This window comes from Amorphus coralli DSM 19760 (assembly GCF_000374525.1).
In the GTDB taxonomy this organism is placed as follows: domain Bacteria; phylum Pseudomonadota; class Alphaproteobacteria; order Rhizobiales; family Amorphaceae; genus Amorphus; species Amorphus coralli.
The window spans coordinates 354,256-370,894 of sequence record NZ_KB894572.1; the positions used below are offsets into that span (position 1 = coordinate 354,256).

General features: G+C 66.1%; 15 protein-coding genes. 2 read left to right on the forward strand and 13 right to left on the reverse strand.

The window, feature by feature from the left end; genetic code table 11:
- Window positions 1–61: 61 nt before the first annotated feature.
- Window positions 62–598, reverse strand: a complete 537-nt coding sequence (locus C507_RS0109580) for an Hcp family type VI secretion system effector (protein ID WP_018699471.1) — start codon at window positions 596–598, stop codon at window positions 62–64.
- Between the two features lie 261 nt (window positions 599–859).
- On the opposite strand from C507_RS0109580, the gene C507_RS0109585 reads away from it, so the two are divergent.
- Window positions 860–2,413 carry a type VI secretion system Vgr family protein gene (locus C507_RS0109585; protein WP_018699472.1) on the forward strand — a complete coding sequence of 518 codons (1,554 nt, stop codon included), beginning with the start codon at window positions 860–862 and terminating at the stop codon, window positions 2,411–2,413.
- 167 nt (window positions 2,414–2,580) lie between these two features.
- The gene (locus C507_RS0109590; RefSeq protein WP_018699473.1) at window positions 2,581–2,943 is read left to right on the forward strand and encodes a hypothetical protein; all 363 of its coding nucleotides are present in this window, start codon (window positions 2,581–2,583) and stop codon (window positions 2,941–2,943) included.
- Window positions 2,944–2,985: 42 nt separating this feature from the next.
- Here the strand turns inward: C507_RS0109590 and C507_RS0109595 are convergent, their stop codons facing one another.
- From C507_RS0109595 to C507_RS0109650, 12 genes are all read right to left on the reverse strand, one after another.
- Window positions 2,986–4,863, reverse strand: a complete 1,878-nt coding sequence (locus tag C507_RS0109595) for a tetratricopeptide repeat protein (RefSeq protein WP_018699474.1) — start codon at window positions 4,861–4,863, stop codon at window positions 2,986–2,988.
- 51 nt (window positions 4,864–4,914) lie between these two features.
- A complete protein-coding gene (locus C507_RS22350; protein WP_018699475.1) occupies window positions 4,915–5,595 on the reverse strand; it encodes a DUF3540 domain-containing protein in 681 nt (226 codons plus the stop codon).
- A 32-nt stretch (window positions 5,596–5,627) separates the two neighbouring features.
- On the reverse strand, window positions 5,628–6,488 hold the full coding sequence (locus C507_RS0109605) for a hypothetical protein (protein WP_018699476.1): 861 nt from the start codon (window positions 6,486–6,488) through the stop codon (window positions 5,628–5,630).
- 40 nt (window positions 6,489–6,528) lie between these two features.
- Window positions 6,529–7,392: a hypothetical protein gene (locus tag C507_RS0109610; RefSeq protein WP_018699477.1), complete on the reverse strand. Its 864-nt coding sequence runs from the start codon at window positions 7,390–7,392 to the stop codon at window positions 6,529–6,531.
- A 37-nt stretch (window positions 7,393–7,429) separates the two neighbouring features.
- Window positions 7,430–8,257, reverse strand: coding sequence for a hypothetical protein (locus C507_RS0109615; RefSeq protein WP_018699478.1), 828 nt, complete (start codon window positions 8,255–8,257; stop codon window positions 7,430–7,432).
- 54 nt (window positions 8,258–8,311) lie between these two features.
- Entirely contained in the window at window positions 8,312–8,698 is a 387-nt protein-coding gene (locus tag C507_RS0109620; RefSeq protein WP_018699479.1) for a hypothetical protein, read from the reverse strand.
- A gap of 29 nt (window positions 8,699–8,727) precedes the next feature.
- On the reverse strand, window positions 8,728–9,837 hold the full coding sequence (locus C507_RS0109625) for a pentapeptide repeat-containing protein (protein WP_083923437.1): 1,110 nt from the start codon (window positions 9,835–9,837) through the stop codon (window positions 8,728–8,730).
- Window positions 9,785–12,937, reverse strand: coding sequence for a DUF2169 family type VI secretion system accessory protein (locus C507_RS0109630; RefSeq protein WP_018699481.1), 3,153 nt, complete (start codon window positions 12,935–12,937; stop codon window positions 9,785–9,787). The genes C507_RS0109625 and C507_RS0109630 overlap by 53 nt, the downstream gene beginning before the upstream one ends.
- Window positions 12,938–13,097: 160 nt before the next feature.
- Window positions 13,098–13,820 carry a copper chaperone PCu(A)C gene (locus C507_RS0109635; RefSeq protein WP_018699482.1) on the reverse strand — a complete coding sequence of 241 codons (723 nt, stop codon included), beginning with the start codon at window positions 13,818–13,820 and terminating at the stop codon, window positions 13,098–13,100.
- A gap of 129 nt (window positions 13,821–13,949) precedes the next feature.
- Window positions 13,950–14,801, reverse strand: coding sequence for a hypothetical protein (locus tag C507_RS0109640; protein WP_018699483.1), 852 nt, complete (start codon window positions 14,799–14,801; stop codon window positions 13,950–13,952).
- Between the two features lie 66 nt (window positions 14,802–14,867).
- Complete coding sequence (locus tag C507_RS0109645) at window positions 14,868–15,782, reverse strand: hypothetical protein (RefSeq protein WP_018699484.1); 915 nt, start codon at window positions 15,780–15,782, stop codon at window positions 14,868–14,870.
- Window positions 15,783–15,823: 41 nt separating this feature from the next.
- Entirely contained in the window at window positions 15,824–16,633 is an 810-nt protein-coding gene (locus tag C507_RS0109650; RefSeq protein WP_018699485.1) for a hypothetical protein, read from the reverse strand.
- Between the last annotated feature and the right edge of the window lie 6 nt (window positions 16,634–16,639).

Consider the following 16,639-nt stretch of genomic DNA (forward strand, 5'->3'; position numbering starts at 1 on the left):
CCCGCGCGAGGGTCGCGCGGGCGGCTGATTGTGCGGAGCTAGCTGGTCACAGAATCGGCTATCAGCTGCCGGTGTTCTTGTTCACGCTGGCCTGGACCGAGGAGGTCAGGGCCTCGTGGTCGGCCTTTTCGAACGTGAACTGGACCAGGAGCACTTCCTGGACTTCGCGCTGCATGCCCGGGGTCGTACCGTGCATCAGCTCGTCCGGGCTGGAGCCGAACAGCGACTTGAAGCCGGTGACGACGCCCTTCTGGTAGGTGTGCTTGTAGTGGTTCTCCTTGCCACCTTCCTTCTTCGGGCGGTAGCGCTCGATCACCACTTCGTCGAGCTGCTCGCCCGTGTCGAAGAGATCGCGGACGGAGGACTCGAAGGCGGAACCACCCAGCACGGCAACCTCGACCGGGATGTAGACGGGCGTACCCGTGATCTGACCCGACGTGCCGCGCTCGATCTGCGCTTCTTCCTTGTAGTACAGGACGGTCGCCTTTTCCTTGTAGGCGTCGATGGCATGCGTTCCATCGCTATCGGCCGTGTTGGCCTTGCCCGTCACGTCCCCCTTGGAGGAGCCCTTCATAGTCATGAAGAAATTCTGTTGCATTTCAATTCTCCATTCCAACCAAGATCGCCAGCAGGTGATCGTCACTTAGTATAGGCGTTCGAGTGTGACAACGTGCCGTCAGCGTTTGGGAAACTTAAATTTTCGCAATGATGCGGCGGGCGGTCCGATCTGGATTACATATCCATCTGTCGAAACTGGCATGAAGGGCGTGTTGGAAGTCTTTCATGTTTAAAGTATTCGCGACGAAATCCGGGCGCAACCTGTGCGGGTTGGCGCCGTGCCGTAAACGAGGAGGGGGCGATGCAGTACGCCGTCGTCGACATGGAACTGACGGTGAAAGGTGAAACGCTCGATGATCTCGAGATCGTTTCTTTTCATGGCCAGGAAGAGATATCAGCGCCTTACGAGTACGTGATCCGTTTCATGACGAGCACGGACACGACGAGCCAGTCACTTGCCGGCAAACAAGCGACCTTCAAGTTTCAGATCGAGGGCCTTCTGGACAAGAAGGAGCCTTCTTACGTCCACGGCTACGTGCATGTGCATCGGGTTCTCGGCCTGTCGTTGCAGCGCGCCTACATCACCGAGCTGGTGATCCGGCCGCGCCTGTCGAAACTGGCCCTGACCGGCCAGCGCCAGGTTTCGGGGACGACATCGGCGATCAAGATGCACGAGCTGGCTGCCCAGCTTCTGGATCCGGCGACCTACAAGAAGAACACCACGACGGCCGGCTCGTTTTCCGACGAGCAGAAGATCGACAGTGACGTGCCGTCCGACCTGGTCTCCACCAAGCGCAACTTCGTGCTTCAGTATCACGAAAGCGATCTCAACTTCTTCATGCGCCTGCTGGAGCAGGAAGGCATCTTCTTCTTCGTCTCCAACGACCAGTCGAAGGAGACGGTGCAGCTCGGCGACAAGAACCAGGTCTTCAAGAAGATTTCCGGCAAGATCGACTACGTGCCGGAACACCTGGCCCACGCGCCGCAGACCGAGCATGTGCGCCTGGTCCGCAAGCGCGCCGACTATGCCGAGAAGAAGGCCTACGTCCGCGACTACAACTACGACAAGGCGAGCCAGGCCTCGAAATACGTGCTCGACCATGCCGTCGACAGCGACGGGTTCGGCGCCTCGGTGAGCTATGACGACCACTTCCAGGAGACCTCGGACGGCAAGCGCTACGCCCAGGTCCGGGCCGAGGAGGCGCTGACCTGGCAGGCGCTGTACGAGATGGAGTCCAACTCCACCCGTCTGCGCCCCGGCATGCTGTTCGAGCTCGACACCGACGAGCGCAAGTTGTCGCACTTCAACCAGCGCTATCTGGTCGTGGCGTCGACGGTCGGGTTCTCGCGCGGGATGGACAATGTGTGGGTGGAGCAGGAGGAGCCGTTCGTGAACCGGCTCGTGTGCGTAGCGCTGGCGTCCGACGCGGTGACGTTCCGGCCGCGCCGGGTGACGCCCAAGCCGCGTGTGGCCGGCCTCCTCAACGCCACCATCGACAACGACCAGAACAGCGTCGAGGCGAAGCTCAACTCCAACGGAACCTACCATATCCGGTTCATCGAGGAGGAAAGCGACGAGACCCGGCTGCCGGCCGGCAAGGCAAGCGCGGACGTGCGTCAGTCTCAGCCGTTCGGTGGCGGCAGCGAAACCGGACTGCAGTTCCCGCTCTACAAGGGCACGGAGGTCATGATCGGCTTCATCGAGGGCGATCCGGACCGACCCGTGATTGTCGGAACGGTGGTCAATTCGGAGAACAAGTCGGTTCTGGACAACCTCAGCGACGCGCTGAACCAGAACAAGACCAACCGTATCCGGACGAGTTCGGGTATCACGATCGAGATGATCGACGGCTGATCGGCGGGGCGCGGAGCGATCCGCGTCCGCCGCCTCGAAACCAGGCTCTGGAGTGGCTCCGCCGTCCCTGCGAGGGTGGAGCCGCAGCAGGACCCCACGTTGTCGCGTTTCCGCATGACGAACCGGCTATTGTCGCGGTGCAACGCTCACAGAGAGACGTCCGAACGATGGTTCAGCCGATCTGGCATCCGCCCGAAGACGAGACCGACGCCTTCACCGCCGCCGTGCTCGACGCGATCCGGTACAGGCTTCCCACCCATTTCGGTTCGCAGTCCACCGAGCCGATCCAGCTCGGCGAGGATCGCAGCACGCTGCCGGACGGGACGCCCGTCGTGGTGCGGTCCGTGGCGCAGCTGTCGCAGGGCGATGAATGGTATGGCCGGCCCACGGTGCGCTACGAGCTCGGCGGCAACGCGGCCCGGCGCGACGCGGCCCGCGCATTTGCCGGCCATGCGCTGGTGGACGCCGAGACCCAGGCGTTCCTGGAGCTCGACATCCGGTTCCGGACCACCGGCGAAGTGAGCCGCTGAGGCGCGCCTGACGGGCCGGCAGGGTCGGCCCGGGCCGGACGCCTACACGGCGTCGAGGGGCTCGGCGGGGGCGGACTCCACGTCCCGGGCATCGGCGCCCTCCAGCGCGGCCGCCAAGGCGTCGGCCACGAGCGGTTCGGCGCTTTCCCAGGGCGTGCCGGGCGCCCGCTCGACAACCCGGATGGACGGGTACCAGAGGCCGTGTCCGTCGTCGCCGAGGCGCCAGTACCAGAGCTGCGCCTGGGGCACCACCGCGACACCGGGCAGGCCAAGCCCGCCGGCAACGTGCAGCGGCAGCCCGTCGATGCCCACCACGGCATCCAGGGCGGACGTGGCGGCCACGAGGTCGTCGAGCCCCTTGATGTGCAGGCCGGCGTCGATGGCCTCCGGCATGAGCGAGAGCTGCGGCCGGTTCTGATCCCAAACCAGCGAGACGGCGGTGCCGCCGGTAGTGGCGAGAAGCCGCCGGATGTCCTCGATGCGGGGGCCTGGCTTGTGCGGCGCCCAGGTGAAGCCGACCAGGGGCCGCGGCATCGCCGCCAGCGCCTCGCGCCACATGGCGGCCTTGTCGGCCGGTGCCACCAGGAAGGGCTCGCCGCTCATCAGGACATCGTCGCCGAGCGCGAACCGGTCGGGCAGGGAGGTCAGCGAAATCTTCTCCGATGCCTCCAGCCAGGCCTGGTTCTCCTCGGCGCTGGCCTCGTTCGGGGCAGTCGCGCCGGCGTCGGGAAGGCATGACCCGAGCGGCGCCAGGAAGGCCGGCGCCAGCAGGCGGACGTCGGCGCCACGCGCCCGGAGGATCGGCACGGCGCGCAACAGCGGCAGGGCATCCAGCACCGGCACGGCCTCGTCGAGGCGGGCAAGGATGCGGGCGCCTTCGAGGCGGGCGGGCTCGCCGCCATCCGTGGCCGCAGCGGCGCGGGCGGGCCACACCTCGTCGTGGCGCCCGAGCAGAAACAGTGAGTGGTGCTCGACGCGCCGGGCGATGGCGGCGTCGGGGATCACGTTCATGAGTTCGCGCGCCGCGGCCAGCGCCTGCTGCGGCCGGCCGGCCCGGTAGAGAAGCTGGGTCATGGTTTCCAGAAGCGCCGGCTCGCTGCGCTGCTCGCGCAGCAGGCGGGCAATGCCGGCCAGGGCCTCGTCGATGGCGCCGCCGGAGAGCTGCAGCGAGGCGAGGCGGCAGTGAAGCGGGATGACCTGGGGGTGCAGCACCAGCATGCGGCGGACCATGGCGACCGCCCGGTCGATCTCGCCGATCTCCTCCAGCGCACCGGCCAGCGTCGCCACGAATATCGGATTGAGCGGCTCGGCGAGGACGGCGCGCTCGGCGTGGTCGAGGGCTTCCTTCGGGCGACCGGTGGTGGCGTAGAGGACGGCGAGGTTGGCATGGGCCTCAGCCGTCTCGGGAGCGATCGCAAGGGCGCGCTGGTAGCAGGCAATGGCCTTGGCGAAGTCGTTGCCGAGCGTGTGCAGCCCGCCGAGCGCGATCAGGGCGGGCACGGACTGCGGATCGAGCCGGTGGGCCTTCTCCACCATGGCGATGCTCTCGTCACGGCGGCCGACGGCGACCAGCGTCTCGCCGGTGGTGACGAGCGTCTCGATCCGGTCCGGCTCGATGGACAGCGCCGCCTCCAGGCAGACCAGCGCGTTCTCGTTCTCGTTGCGGAGCCGGTAGGCCACGGCGAGGTTGCGGTAGGGCTCGGCGTTCTTCGGGTCGAGGCTGGTGGCGCGGCCGAGCGCCTCGAAGGCTTCGTCCATCAGCCCGCGCTGCAAGAGGACGGCACCGAGCCCGGCCATGGCGGCGCTGTTCTGCGGCTCCACCTGGAGAACGTCGCGGAACACCTCCTCTGCCGCCTCCGGGAGGTTCGCCTCGATATGACGGTTGGCGGCGGCGAGCCGCTCCTTGACGGTGGGCACCATGGGGTTCGTTTCCGATGCGGGAGGAGGGGGGTGGGACCGGTCGGCCGGCGCCTAGCCGACGGTGACGCGCTTGCCGTCCATGCGCAGGTCCTCCTCGGCGACGAGAACCGTGGTGTAGGAGGACTGGGTGAGAACGCCGGAGACCTTCACCGACAGGGTGCCGACATGGCGGTTGTCGGTGTTGTCGACGATGTCGACGCGGTCGAGGGTCTTGGTGACGATCCGCTCGGCCATGGTCTCGGCGGAGCGGGCATTTGTCTGGATGCGGCCGTAGACCTGACGGAGCGTCTCGCCGCTCATCGTGAGGGTGTTGGCCATGAGGTCCGCCTTCTCGGAGGCAACCGCGACGCTGGAGGCCGACACCGTGACGGCGCCGGGCGTCTCGATGCTCACGGCCTCGCCGCGCAGGCGCAGCGCCCCGTCCGGGTTGGAGACGGCCACGTCCGACGGCTGGCCCTCGGCGCGCGAGAGGATGTGCAGGATGGTGCCCTTTCCGTCCTCCTCCACGAGGTAGAGCACCCGGTCGCCCGCCTGTGGTTCCACCAGACAGCTGACGGCCCGGCGCGCCAGGATCGGCCCGCGATCGGTGTCGAGGCGGAAGCGGGAGGCGTGCACCTCCTCCACCGCGCCATGGGCGAGCTCGGCCTGGGAGGCGGCGGCCCGGTCGACGGCCGTCGCCTCGCTGACCTCGGCGATCAGCGTCGTGCCCTGCCTGGCGTCCATCTTGTCCATCGTCGTCATTCTCCGGGGTGCAGGCGGGTTGGCTACTCGGTGACGATCTGCGGGGCGGCGTTGATGTAACTGCTCGCTCCGAACAGATCGGAATCGATATCTTCCTGGCTGATGTCGATCGACAGGTCGCCAAAGTCGATCGTCACGGCATTGACCGCGGCCGCCTTCACGGCGCTGGCGGCGAGGCTGATCTTGGTGCCGATCGCCGACACGCCCGCCTTGATGTCGTCCATGGTCAGCTCCGTTCCCGTCGCGCCCGCGCTGAACATGACGGCAGAGGAAGAGTTGAACGCCAGCGAGCTGTCGGCGACCCGCACCGCGCAATAGTACATGGTCACGCCGAGGGTCGCGCCGGCTTTGATCGACACCGCCTCCAGCAGCTTAATCGAGGTGGACACGTTCGACAGCGAGACCTGGTTGCCCCAGATCTCCTGCCAGCCACTGGTCATCGTCGCCTTGTAGCCGCCCTTCTCGCAGAGGATCTGCACGTTGTTGTCGTGCGAGCGCATCTTGAAGTCCGCGTCGGTCTCGATGACGATCGCGCCGACCGCCTGGCCGGGGGCGGCTTCCGTTGCCGTTACCGACCGGTCGGACTGCAGGTAGAGACTCTTGGCGGTGATGGTGAGATCGTCGGCGGCGGTCAGGTCCCAGCCATCGGAGGAGCCGGCCACCTGCCAGCCGACATCCTTGCCGAACTGCGCGAAGGTCGGTTTTCCGGACACCAGGGCATACTGGCCCTTGGTGGTCATCAGGATGCCGGTGGTTTCGGTGACATCGCCCGCGTCGGTGTAGTTGGGCGGAAACCCCTCGTCGCCCGACATGTAGTAGCCGAGGCGCAGAGCGGACGCCTTGGCGTCGTCTCCCGGAACGATGACACGATAGCTGTTTCCCATCGTGATCTCCTGTCGCTTTGAGGCCGAGGGGGGGCCTGGCTCACATAGTTGAGCTGACGCCAATGCTGGAACGCACGGCCTTGGACTTGGTCTCGAGAATGCGGAGCTTGCTACCGCAGACGGACGCGCCATTCGCCAGCGCTTCCTGCTTGACCTCGGTGAAGGTCTCTTCCTGGCAGACCACCCCGAACAAGCCGCTGATGTTCTTCAGGTAGGCCTTCATGCCCTTGTTCTCCTGCGAGGCCATGGCGATCGCGTTCTTCATGACGGCATAGCCGGTTCCGAACCCCACGGTGGAGGAGCTGTAGAAGGTCAGCGTGGTCGAGAAGCTGGCCTTGATGAGGACGGAGAACCCCGCGGTCAGGTCGTTGGAGCACAGCTGGCACACGGACTCTGTTGTCCCCATGGTGAGCGTCTTGCTCTGGGTGCTCGTATTGCTCTCCGTGTCGTTCTTCACGTAGACGTCGCCATCGGCCTGGAAGCGGGCATCGCCGGTCGAAGTGCTGGTGATGCCGTTCGTGGCGTACAGCATCAGCTGCTCGCTCTCGGGTGCCTGCGCCAGGGTCTCGTCATCGACCGCGTTCAGGACGACGTTCTTGCCTCTCGCCCGGATGTAGCCGGTGGATCCTGTCGCATCGATCTTCAGGTCGACGTCCGACTGCGAGGAAAAATCACCGATAACGATGTCGGCGTTGTCCTTGAACTCCACGTCGATGTCGCCATCGGCGTTGAGGTAGAGATTGCCCGTTGTGGTCAGGAAGATGCCGTCCGACGACGCGAAATCCTCTCCCGACGGATACTGCTTGGGCTTCAGGGCGGACTCCGAACCCTGGTAGCTGCCCAGCCGCAGGTGGGCCAGGACGTTGCCGCTCGTGTCGTTTGTGGTGACGCTCCAGGTGCTCATGATCGTCTTGTCCTTCGAAGGCCTGCCTGCCGGCCGCTCAGATGGTGCTCGACAGGCTGTTCGCGCTCACCGAAACCGAGTTGATGTCGCTCTGGGCGCCGCTCTCGCTGGAATCGATGCCGGAATCGCGGGCGGAAACCTGCGAGCCCTGATTGTCGACCCCGACGGCCCGCGCGTCGGCCGCCGTCAGCGGCAGGAAGATGCCGCACAGAAACGCCTTGAGCCCGTGATTGGCCATCTTGAACGACTGCCCGCTCAGCTCCGCGGCGCTGGACGAGATGGAGAAGATCGCCAGCGACTGCGAGAAGACCGACCCGACGAAGCCGACGGATTCAATGTCGAAGGACGCCATCAAGGTGGCGGAAACGCTGGCGCCGACCGCAACGCCGACCTCTCCCTGGGAGATGCTGTAGCTGTTCGACGCGGTCTTGTTGTTGAAGCTCTCCTCGACAACGTAGACGAGATTTTCGCAGTTGATGGTGACGTCGGTCTCGGACTGGAGGGTGACCATATTGGTCGCCTCGAGATTGACGGAGGCGTTGACCGTCGACGGCGAGGTATTGGCGCCGAAGGAGACCGTGTGGGCGCGAAAGCTGGTCTCGCCGGCATCCAGGATCGAAATCGACTTATCGCCGGTGATCGAGGTTGCCTTGCCGGAATAGAGGAAGCTGTCGCCGTCGACGTTGGTCGTCGTCTTGGCGTCGGTCATCAGGTAGAAGCCGTCGCTGAGGCTGATCGACGTGTCGATCCAGTCGTCCTCTTCCGCCAGGTAGGTGCCCAGACGCAGCGCGGCGAGCATCGTGCCGTCGGTTTCCGGGACGGTGACCCTGAAGGCTGAGACCGTTTGGTCCGTGTCGTCGCTCATGATCCGCTCCCGTGCTGCGGCGCAACCGGCGCCACGCCTACTCGGTTCGATGCCTCACAGGGGCATCAGAAGCATCTGCTTGACCTGGCTGGGGGACAGCTCGGCGCCGATGCCGCTCGGCGGCGTGCCGTTGGGCAGGCTGACGTTGAGCATCGAGTTGGCCGGCATGAAATCGAGGAAGTAGGTGGCCTTGAAGGTCGCGTGCCGGTTCATCATGAGCATCTGGCCGTTGGTGACCCCGGGGCCGACGTCGCCCACGCTGACGGTGGTCGTGCCCAGCTCGTTCTTGGCCGGCATGCAGCAGACGAAGTTGGTGACCTGGGTCGGTACGTCGGTGGCGTCCGAACCGGTGTTGACGGTCGGCGTGACGATGATGCCGAGAAGATCGACGGACGCGTTGATGTTCATGCCCGTCGGGCTGGTCGCGCAGGTGAAGATCATGGCTAGCCCCCTGTGGATCCGTTCGCCGACTACTCGGCAAGCCGAACCTTGTGCGGATTGTAACGCTCGGCAACCGCCCGGTGCGGGTCGGTGCCCTTGGTCGTTCCCGTCGAGCCCGTGACGAATGTGCTGTCGAGGTCGACCATGTGCAACGAAGTTTGCTGAAATTTAACCCGGCGCAGCGAGGCGCCCTCCACCCGGGCGTTGGCCAGGTTGGCATTGGACAAGTCGGCGCCGTCGAAAGCGGCGGCCCGCATGTCGGCCCCCTCGAACTGCGCGATCGGCATCTGGCAGTCGATGAAGCTGGCGTGGTGCATCTTGGCGCCCGAGAAGTTCGCCAGGTCCAGCCGGCTGCCGGTGAAGTCCGCTTCGCGGAGGTCGGCGTTGTTGAAGATCGTCTTGGACCCCCGGATGCTGGAAAGCTTCGCTTGCCTCAGGCTGGAGTCCATGAAGATCGAGTAGTCGAGGTTGGCGCCCCGGAAATCGACGCCGTCCAGGTTGGCCTGCATGATGGTGCAGTTCTCCAGCGTCTGGCCGGCGAAGGAGTGGCCGCGCAGGTCGCCGTCGATGATCAGCATCTGCTGGAGCTTGGCATGGCTGAGATCGGCGGTGCGCAGGTCCGCTTCCGTCAGGAACACCATGGTGAGCGACGCGGTCTTGAAGATCACCTCGGTGAGATCGGACTGGAGCATCGCCACGGTTTCGAGCTGCGCCGCCTCGAAGCTGGCGCCGGTGAGCGGCGAGCGCGCGAAGGCGCAGCGCAGCATCGTGGTTTCCGAGAAATCCGCCCGCATCAACGTCGTCGCTGCCGTCTGGCAGTCGGTCAGCGAAGCGCCGGCGAAGAAGCTCTCGCTGGCGTCGCAACTGACCAGCGAGAAACGCGACAGCGTCGTGCCCTCGAAGCGGGCCCTGGGCAGGTCGCACATGGTGAAGGAGGCGCTGTCGAGCTTCGCCTCGCGAAAATCGGCCTCCGTGAGGTCGCAGTCGACGAAGCGGGCGTCGCTCAGATCCTGGCCGGCGAAGTCGGTGCCGCTCAGGTCCTTGGTGACGATCTGGAGGCCATGCGCGAGATATTCGCGCATCTCCTCAAGTGACAGTTTCTGGCGCGCGAAAGGCGGTCTGGACGAGGTGGGCGTCATGGAGATCCGTCCCGATGAGCTTGGCGAGCGAAAAGTCGGCGGAATAGGCGTTGGCGCGGCGCAGGCTGGCGAAGGAGAGGTCGGCCTTGCGCAACTGGGCACCGACGAGGGCGGCGCCGAAAAAGTCGCTTTCGCGGAAGTCGGCGCGCAGCATCAGCGTGTTGGCCAGCGTGGCGAGCCGGAAGTCGCAGCGTCGAGCGTCGGCCATCATCAGGTTGCAGTCCTTCAGGGTGGCCTTGAGGAAGCAGCTTTCCTGAAGATCGGCGCCCATCCAGCTCGACTTGAGGCACTTCACGCCGGCAAAGCTGGCCTGCCGCATGGATGGATTGCCGATGAAGCCGGAGGAAACCAGCGAGGCTTCGTCGAAGCGGACGCGGTCCAGCGCGACCTTGATGAAGCCGGCCTTCTCGAAGGACGATCCGTCGAAGCGCGCGGCCTCGGCGGAGCCTTCGATGAACACGCACTTGAAGAGGCGCGCCTGGCGGAAGCTGGCGTGATCGAAGGTGCATCGGATGAAGGTGGTCGAGGCAATCGACGCGCCGTCGAGGGAGACCCGGGAGAGGTCCATGTTGGCGGGTGACCAGCGCACCATCTCCGCCCGGGCGAGCACGATGCCGGCCATGGAGGTGCCCACCAGGCCCGGCTTCTCGATGCGGGCGCCGGTGAAGTCGGCGCCGTCGAGGACTGCCGCGTTGAAGTTCGCGTCCTTGATGTCCGCCTCGGCGAGACAGGTGCCCCTCAGGCTGGCACCGGTGAAGACGGTGCCCTGGGCGGTCACGCCGGTCAGGTTGGCACCATCGAGGTTGGCGTTCTCCAGAAGCGTGCCGGTGAGGTCGGCGTTGGCGAGATCGGCCCCGGCCAGGTCCGCGCCGGCAAGGTCGCGGCCGGCGAGGTTGGCGACGCCGATCTCGTTAAGAATCAGCGCGCCGAGCCGTTTGGCGGCAACCGGCCCGAGCCTCGGCATGGGGTCGATGGGCTTCGGCAGGACCCGGCGGGTCTTGCGGCGGCCGTCGATGACCATCGGCTCCATCACGTCGAAGAAGGCCTGGATCCGCCGAAGGATCTCGTCCGGATCGGAGGGGCCGTTCTTGCGCGCATGGTCCGTGATGGACGCCAGCAGCGATTCAAATCCGGCGCCCGCTTCCTCCGCAGCGACGGAGGGGAGGACCTTGCCAATGGAGGATTCCGCCCGGGCGAACGCCTCGCGGCCCGCCGCGGCAGCCTCCGGCTCCACGCCGGCCTGCTCCATGCGCGCCAGGGCGACGCCCAGCCTCTCCGGTTCGACGAGGTCGCTGGTCTGCTGCATCAGTTCGTGGATGCCGGCCGCATCCATCGTGCGCGCGGCTTCGGCGATCTGCTGGCGGGCATCGTGGAAGGGCTTCGCCTCCGGCAGGTCGAGGGCGACGGCGCGGGCGCGGACGAACTGTTCCTCGTCGGAGGCGCCGGGCATGGCCGCGGCGTCGAGCGAGCCGCCGGCCAGCAGACCCTTGGCCTGGGCCATGGTGTCGGCCACCTTGTCGCGGGCCTCGGCCGATCGCTCGGCCAGCGTCGGCATTCCGGCGACGAACTCGTCGAGCCGGGCGCCGATGGCGGCGGCATCGACGGTGGGGATCTCCATGTCCTCGACGATGCCGGCATAGGCCGGATCGGCCTTGATGTCGGGGGCCAGATCCGCGAGCGTCGGCAGGCCCTCGGGCGGCTTGATGCCGCTCTCCGCGACCTGCTTCTGGCGCAGGGCTTCCAGCTCGACCAGGGCGGTGTCGGCGAATTTCTTCTGCTCGGCGAGGCCGTCGAGGAGCTCAGCGAAATCGGCCTCGCCGCGCTCGATCTCCTCCTTGGTGGGGACCGCGACCGGCGGGATCTTCGGCATCTCGACGGTCGGCAGCAGCGCCTCCGGCATGTCGTTGGCCTCGAACTGCTTGCGCAGGCTGAAGTCCTGAGCCGCCTTGAAGCGGGCCACGTGCGCGTCGAAGGCATCGAGCTTGCGGGCGCGCCGCGCCTCCCGGATGGCCGGATCGATCTCCGGCGAAAGCTGGTAGTCGGCGAGCAGATACTTGATCTTCTCGTCCGGGTCGCGCCGGAGCCGGTAGACCTCCTGATAGTGCGAAATGTCGCGTGGCGGATCGTCCATGCGCTCGTAGGCGATCATGACGTAGGCGATGTCGTCGCCCTCGATGTCCTCCACCATGGTGGAGCCCCGGAAGGCGACCAGCCCCTTGTTCACCGAGCCGAACAGCCAGACGGTGTCGAGCTTCATGTGCAGCTCGTGGAAGCCGGCGGGCTCGGAGGTGCGCTGCACGAAGGCGCGGGCCCGAATGCCGGGCAGGCGCGAGTCGATCGTCGGATGGCTCGACGACATGCCGGCGACCCGGATCTCCTCGTCGCCGTTCCAGAAGCCGTCGAGCTGCTGGTCGGCGGGAGCGGTGAGGAAGTAGCGGGTGTCGAAGTCCGCCGGATAGCCGGGGAAGTGGGTCTTCATGTAGGCGCGGTCGTAGGTGCCCATATACTGGCGCCGCCAGGGCGCATCGGGCGGGTAGGGACCGAACCAGGCGGGCGCGGGCGTGTCGCCGATCTCGAGGATCGGGTGGCGTGGATCCTCCAGGTTGGGCAGCGGCGCCTTGTAGCCCGCATCGTAGAGGCCGCGGGCGCCATAGCCCCGGCCCACCGGGTTGGCGGTGACGCCTTCGCCGCCGAAGGCGAGCTGCGGGATCAGCGGCATGTGGGTGAAGGGCTCCGGGTCGGAGAAGACCGGCCCGTGCTCGCCGCGCTCCCAGACCCGGTTGCCGATGGCGGCGACGCGCTTCGACAGCGGCCCGACGGAAGCCTCGACCAGAAGCTTGTCCACCGGGTTGCCGCCGGGCGGGATGGCGCTGCCGGCGACGATCAGCTCGCCGTTGGGCTTGGGCGCGCCGAGATCGAGCACCGAGCCGGGCGGCAGCTGATCGGCCGCGGTGGACCAGAGGCCGGTCTCCACGAGGAGATAGTCGGGCTCCAGGAGATCGAACAGGCCGAGCGCGGTCACCGTGAAGATCGCGCCGCCCTCGTAGGGCGTCGCTTTCGTCAGGATGCCGAGCCGCATCGGCTTGATGATCCCGGGCATCCGCTCAGCTCCCTCCAAGAGACGCGCACGGCGACCCGCTCGCGCCGGGGCGACCGCGGGACCATGCAGGCGCCAGCCCCTGCCCGCCGGAGGCCGAAGCATCCGGTGTCGGCCATCGTGGCGGCGGTCTACGCCATTTCGTCATCGCCATGCGCTGATTTCAACTGGATGAGGATGAAGAATTGGACAGGTTGGACGACGAGCCGGACGAGGATCCCGATCCGCCCGACCCGCCCGGGGCGGACGAAGCGGCCGAGCCTGACCCCTGGGAGGACGAGCCGCCGGTCGATCCGGAGCCCTTTTTCGGTGGCGGGCCGGCGTCCTTGGTGCCGTAGGCGCCGCTCTCCAGCCCCTGGATGGAGATCGGGCCGCCGGTGGCCTCCAGGTTGCCGTCGGCGTCCCTCGGTGCAGGCTTGGGCAGGGCCGGGCCGGTGGCCTGGGTGGAGACGGTCAGCGGCACCTTGCCGGCGATCATGAACTCCAACTCGACGGGGAAGGTGCCTTTGTCCTTCAGTTCCACCCCGACGCGGTTGAACTGGAGATAGTAGCCGGTGGTCTTGAGCTCGATGTTGCCGCCGGCCGGCACGTCGATGCTCTGCACGGTGCGCTCGATCGGGTTGCCCTCGACCATGATGGTGCGCTTCAGCTGCACCGGGCCGGACTTCTTGGCGCTGGCCCGCAGCAGGCGGTCGGCGGTGCCGCCCTTGTTGCGGATCCGCATCAGCGCGATGGCGGTCTTGGACCCCTTGCTCTCGGGATAGATGATCGGCCGGTCGACCTCGATGGAGACCGGCTTGAAGCTGTCCGCGCTCTTGCCGCCGCATCCGGAGACGACAAGTGCCGCGAGACACACCGCAGAAAGGGTCGACAGGACCCGGATCATACTATCCCCCACATGCGCGACCAGGACGCGCGGCCGGACCTGCAGTCGACCTGCGCCCGGGCCTGTCTTCTTCTACACGGCAGCGGCGTGGGCTTGAAGGGCCCTGTGACGGGCCGGCCCGGCCAAGGCCTAGAAGGAGCGGATGTCGGCGACGTTGGCCCAATTGCCGACGCCGAACAGATCCTGGTGGATCTCCTCGTCGGTGATCTCGATGGAAATGTTGCCGAGCTCTGCCATCGAGGCCTCGAACGAGGCCACTGCCTTCTTGACGTGGCCGAAGATGCCGCCGGTGGCGATGAGCGCGGCGGTGGTCCCGAGCGACTTGTTGTCGAGCTTGGTGACGACAGCACCGGTCTTGGCGAGGGCCATGGTCGAGGCGCTGACGGCGTTCTTGGTCTCCTGACCGCGGATCTTCATGCGCCACGAGGAGAAGGACGGGTAGACGCCGATCGGGATGTCCACCAGCGAGCCGAGGATGATGCTGTTGGAGCTGCCGTTGGATTTCTCCTGATTGCCCCAGATCTCCTCGAAGCCGGTGGCGATGTTCTTCTTCAGCCCCGCCGCCGGGCAGGAAAGCGTCACGTTCGCGGTCGAGGATTCGGCGTGGAACTGGTTGGTCGTGGAGAGCTTCGCCTGCCCGGCCGTCACGGAGGGCACCGCCGAGTTCTCCTCAAGCAGGCTTCCGGACTCGAGATAAAGGCTCTTGGCGGTGACGCTCAGCGCGCCGGCGGCCTCGGTGGCGAAGGCGCCGCTGGTCACGTTGATGGCGACGCTCTCGTCGACCTCGACATAGCCGTCGCTCCCGGCGACGACGGAACACGTCCCGGCGGTGGTCATCAGGATACCGTCGGCTGACGCCTTGTCGCCCGTGAAGCTGGACGGAAACGGGTCTTCGCCCGACACGTAGGAACCCAGGCGCAGGTAGGCGGAGGGATGACCGGCCTCGGCCGGCACGTTGATGCGGAGCGTCTTCTTGGTCATGCGTCGCGTCTTTCGGCTGGCTGGCCCGGCGAGACCTCCCCGGCGGAGGCCCCGGCGGCGGGCGGGTCACATGTTGTTGGCGATGCCGGTGTTGGAGGCGACGGTGTTCGACTTGATGCCGGCGAGCTTCATGCCGAGCTTGGATCCCTTGGATTCGTTGCCCAGCGTCTTCTGCGTCTGCCTGGCGAAGCTCTTCTTCTGGAAGATGGATCCGGCGATGGAAAAGCAGCCGATCAGGAAGGCGCCGAAGCCTTCGTTGTCCTGCTTGAACAGCACCATCTCGTTCTTGCCGAAGCAGTAGGCGAAATCGTTGCCGGAGATCTTCCAGTCGAGCGGCCGGATCTGGGTGCGCAGGCCGACCATGGCGGACATGTAGAGCCCGGCGACGATCTTGGCCTGCATGCCGAAGACGATGGAGTTCACGAAGCCGAGATTGAACTGCAGCTTGTTGGAGCCGTAGGTGGATTCGCTCTTGTTGGTGACCTTGACGTCGCCGCCGGCCACGAACTTGCTCATCCCGCCGGAGTTGATGATGATCTTGTCGGAGGCGTGCAGCATCAACTCGCCTGACTCTGCGGTCTTGGCGGTGCTGGCGTCGGTGACGGCGTTGAAGGCGACGCTGTCGCCCTTGAAGGTGCCGGATTCGCCGCTGTAGGTCGTGTAGGTGTAGGAGCCGTATCGATTGTAGCTCGTGTGCTCGGTGGCAGATCCTTCCAGGACGTCGATCCTCAGGTCCTTGTCGGTGTCTGACGAGAAGGTGCCGATCTTGACGGCGAGGTCGCCCTTGATCTCGACGTTGATGGCCTGATCGGCGTCGAGATAGAGGTCGCCCGTCGTGGCCATCATCAGGCCGTCGGAGTCGCTGAAATCGCCGGAATACTGCTTCGGCTCGAGGGTTTCCTCAGTGGCGACATAGGCGCCGAGGCGCAGATAGGCCGTGGTCTCGCCGGCGTCGGACGTCCACTTTCGCAGGGTCGGCATGCGGGCGCTCCTTGTGTGCTGAACTTGGGCGGTGCCGGGCGTCAATTGGAAAAGATGTCGGAACTGCCGACCTGGAAGAGACCGACCTCGCTTTCCGCGCCATTCTGCTCGCTGGACAGCGGTGCGTCGTCGACGGCGACGACGTCGTCGTTGTTCTCGGCGACGACGGCCTTGGCCTCGGCCCCCTTGAACGGCAGGAACAGGCCGACGAGGAAGGCCCGAAGCCCGAAATTCTCCAGCTTGTAGACTTCGCCGGTGCCTTTCACGATCACCGCCGAGCTGTCGATCAGTGCAAACTTGTGGTCGAAGATTCGTGGCTCCCAGCGCAGCGCTCCGGAAATGTCGGTGTTGTTGAGCCAGTAGACACCGGTCTTGCCGCCCATCGTGAAGATGGTCTGGCTGGCATAGGCCGACTGGCCTTTGGCCTCTCTGCTGATCTTGAGGTTCTGATTCACCACGAAGACGAACCGCTCGCAGGTGATCTCGATGCCCGCGTCCGCGTCGAGCGTCAGGGCGCCGTCGGACGCCAGCGTGATGTTCTGGTCATCCGTCTCGGGCGATTTCTTTGCCGCGATGCCGACGGTCATCGCCCGCAGGCTGGTTTCGCCGGCATCGGTGATGGTGATCGACTTGTCACCCTTGACCGACATGCCGTCGCCGGCCTCGATGTAGATCGGTCCGGAAACGTCGGTGGTGAACCGGGCGCTGGTCATCAGATACATGCCGTCGCCGGCCGTCAGGGACTTCTCGATGTCGCCATCCTCGGTGGCGACGTAGGCGCCGAGCCGCAGATAGCCCTGCGTGTCGCCGCTGTCGTCCTTGGCGGAAGCGATGTAGCTCGGGTCGGTCATCGGTCG